The organism is Nocardia sp. NPDC058497 (assembly GCF_042720195.1).
Classification (GTDB): Bacteria; Actinomycetota; Actinomycetes; order Mycobacteriales; family Mycobacteriaceae; genus Nocardia.
The window spans coordinates 1-2,911 of the sequence record NZ_JBHXMY010000684.1 but is presented as its reverse complement, the minus strand read 5'-3'; the positions used below and the strand labels follow the sequence as shown (position 1 = coordinate 2,911).

At 66.9% G+C, this 2,911-nt stretch carries 3 protein-coding genes and 1 pseudogene; 3 read left to right on the top strand and 1 reads right to left on the bottom strand.

What is annotated here, in order from left to right; translation table 11 throughout:
- Window positions 1-27 precede the first annotated feature (27 nt).
- The 3 genes and pseudogenes from ACFWPJ_RS29465 to narI form a co-directional block, all read left to right on the top strand.
- Window positions 28-1,185 (top strand): annotated as a pseudogene (locus ACFWPJ_RS29465) (4Fe-4S dicluster domain-containing protein); the annotation flags it as partial.
- Window positions 1,182-1,862, top strand: coding sequence for a nitrate reductase molybdenum cofactor assembly chaperone (narJ, locus tag ACFWPJ_RS29460; RefSeq protein WP_378856270.1), 681 nt, complete (start codon window positions 1,182-1,184; stop codon window positions 1,860-1,862). The pseudogene ACFWPJ_RS29465 and the gene narJ, both read left to right, overlap by 4 nt.
- The gene (narI, locus tag ACFWPJ_RS29455; protein WP_378856268.1) at window positions 1,859-2,614 is read left to right on the top strand and encodes a respiratory nitrate reductase subunit gamma; all 756 of its coding nucleotides are present in this window, start codon (window positions 1,859-1,861) and stop codon (window positions 2,612-2,614) included. The genes narJ and narI overlap by 4 nt, the downstream gene beginning before the upstream one ends.
- Window positions 2,615-2,709: 95 nt before the next feature.
- On the opposite strand, the gene ACFWPJ_RS29450 is transcribed toward narI, so the two are convergent.
- Window positions 2,710-2,911, bottom strand: a 202-nt coding sequence (locus tag ACFWPJ_RS29450) for a hypothetical protein (RefSeq protein ID WP_378856266.1), incomplete at its 5' end; no start/stop codon positions are given.

Here is a 2,911-nt window from a genome sequence, read left to right as displayed (position 1 = left end):
GGGGATGGTTTTTTTTAAAAACACACCGTGTGCGAGCACTGCCTCACCCCGTGGTGCGCCGGGTGGGCCCCGGGGGGCGCTAAAAACACGCGTGATGCGGCCGGAATCGACCACCTCGACCAGGACAAGTGCCGTGGCTGGCGCCAGTGCATCACCGGCTGCCCGTACAAGAAGATCTACTTCAACCACAATACGGGCAAGGCGGAGAAGTGCACCTTCTGCTACCCGCGTGTGGAGGTCGGCATCCCGACCGTGTGCTCGGAGACCTGCGTCGGCAGGCTGCGCTACATCGGCGTGATGCTCTACGACGCCGACGCGGTGCTCGAGGCAGCGTCGGTCACCGATGACAAGGACCTCTACCCGTCACAGCTGGGTGTGTTCCTCAACCCGCACGACCCGCGGGTGATCGCCGAGGCCGAGAAGGCCGGCATCTCGCCGGAATGGATTCAGGCCGCGCAGGATTCACCGGTCTACAAGCTGATCGTGGACTACCAGCTGGCGCTGCCGCTGCATCCGGAATACCGCACCATGCCGATGGTCTGGTACGTGCCGCCGCTGTCGCCGGTGGTGGACGTGCTCAGCGAGACCGGCCACGACGGCGAGGACGCGGGCAACCTGTTCGGCGCCATCGACGCGCTGCGCATCCCGATCGAATACCTGGCCGAGCTGTTCACGGCCGGTGAGATCGGACCCGTGCGTGCCTCGCTGCAGCGGCTCGCCGGGATGCGCGCGTTCATGCGGTCGGTCAACCTCGGTGAGGAGCCCGAGCCCGGTATCGCGCCCTCGATCGGGCTCGAGCCCGAGGAGATCGAGGCCATGTACCGGCTGCTCGCGATCGCCAAGTACGAGCACCGCTACGTGATCCCCTCCGGCGCGACTTCCCGTGCGCACGAACTGGATTCACTCGCCACCGGGTGCAGCCTCGACACCGACGGCGGGCCGGGCATGACCGCGTTCGACCAGGTCGTGGAGAAATTCTCGCTGGCCGACACCAATCAGGCCGCGCCGGAGGAGAAGTCGGGCCGGATCAACCTGCTGAACTGGGACGGTCGCAGCACCTCCGGGCTCGTGCCGGGCACCGACAAGACTGACCCCGCGGCGAACGGCAACGGCGCCGGCGCTGGGAGCAACGGCAGCAACGGCGCTGCCGTGGCCGACTCCACGGTCAGCGGTGTGGCGCCATGAGTCTGCTCTCGATCCGCAAGCGACCGCAGCCGGTCACCGCGATGGCCGAGCGCGACCGGCGCGTGGTCTGGCGGCTGGCCGCGCTGCTGCTCGACTATCCCGGCGAGAAGACCCTCGCACTGCTGGACCAGATCTCGGCCGCCGCGGCGGAATTGCCCGCCGAGGTGCGCGCGCACTTCGACGCGGTGCTCGCCTACCTGCGCGACACCCCGTCGATCGAGGTCGCCCAGAGCTATGTCGAGACCTTCGACATGCGCCGGCGCGCGAGCCTGCACCTGACCTTCTACGCCTACGGCGACACCCGCAAGCGCGGCATGGCGCTGCTGCGGTTCAAGCACGCCTACCGCCAGGCCGGTGTCGAACTCGGTGACGAGGAGCTGCCCGACCACCTGCCGGTGCTGCTGGAGTTCGCCGCCACCGTCGACCCCATCGGCGGCGAACGCCTGCTCGGCGAGCACGTTCCGGTCATGGAACTGCTGCGACTGTCGCTGGGCGACAACAACTCTCCCTACAGTGGCGTGCTCGCCGCGGTGCTGACCACGCTGCCGCCGGTGACCACCGCCGATCGGCGCCGCATCGCCGAACTCGCCGCGCAGGGCCCGCCCGAGGAGGAAGTCGGGCTGGAACCCTTCGCCATGGACCCCTCGTTGTTCGACGCCACGGAAGGCCGCCGATGAACGCCACCATCCCGATCCCCGAAGGCCTGTGGCTGATCCTGCCCTATATCGCCGCGACTTCCTTTGTGCTGGGCCATGTCTGGCGCTACCGGTTCGACCAGTTCGGCTGGACCACCCGCTCCTCGCAGATCTACGAGTCCAAGCTGCTGCAGCTGGGCAGCCCGCTGTTCCACTTCGGCATGCTCGGGGTGTTCTTCGGCCACGTGATGGGTTTGCTGATCCCCGAGTCGTGGACCGCCGCGATCGGCATCTCCGAGCACGCGTATCACATCCTCGCGGTCGGCGCGGGTTCCGTCGCGGGCCTGATGGTCGTGGCCGGTGTCGCCATCCTGTGCTACCGCCGCCTCGTCATCCCCGCCGTGCGCAAGAACACCAGCCGCAACGACGTCATGATGTACACGCTGCTCACGCTGGCCCTGGTCACCGGTCTGCTCAACACCTGGGGCTCCAACCTGCTGTGGGGCACCTACAACTACCGCACCACCGTCTCCCCCTGGTTCCGCAGCCTGTTCTCGATCAGTCCCGAGCCCGGCCTCATGGTCGGCGTCCCGTGGACCTTCCAGCTGCACGGCTTGGTCGTGCTGGCCCTGGTCTTCGCCTGGCCGTACACCCGCCTGGTGCACATGTTCAGCGCGCCGATCGGCTACCTGACCCGCCCGTACATCGTCTACCGGCGCAAGGAAGTCGACACCAAGGACAAGACCCGCTTCGCCAAGGCGTGGGACGCACCGGTCACCCCTGACCGCTGGTAGTTCGCCTCAACAGACACGCACGAGTGCCCTCCGGATCCTCCAATCTCGGGGGCACTCGTGCGTAATCGTACCGAATGCGATTCGGTCGAACGCCCTCAACATTCTCCGCAGACGACCATGTCCGCGATCAGCTCCCCGTGGTCACCGACGACGTTTATGACCTGCTGCGGAACAACGCGAGCCCGATCACCTGACTCGATCAGCTTGGTAAGCCACCGGCGCACTCCCTGAAAAGGGAAAGCCTGCAAGTCATCCAGGATTTCGAGTCGCCGGGTCGCAGCACCGGTGGGATAGAAC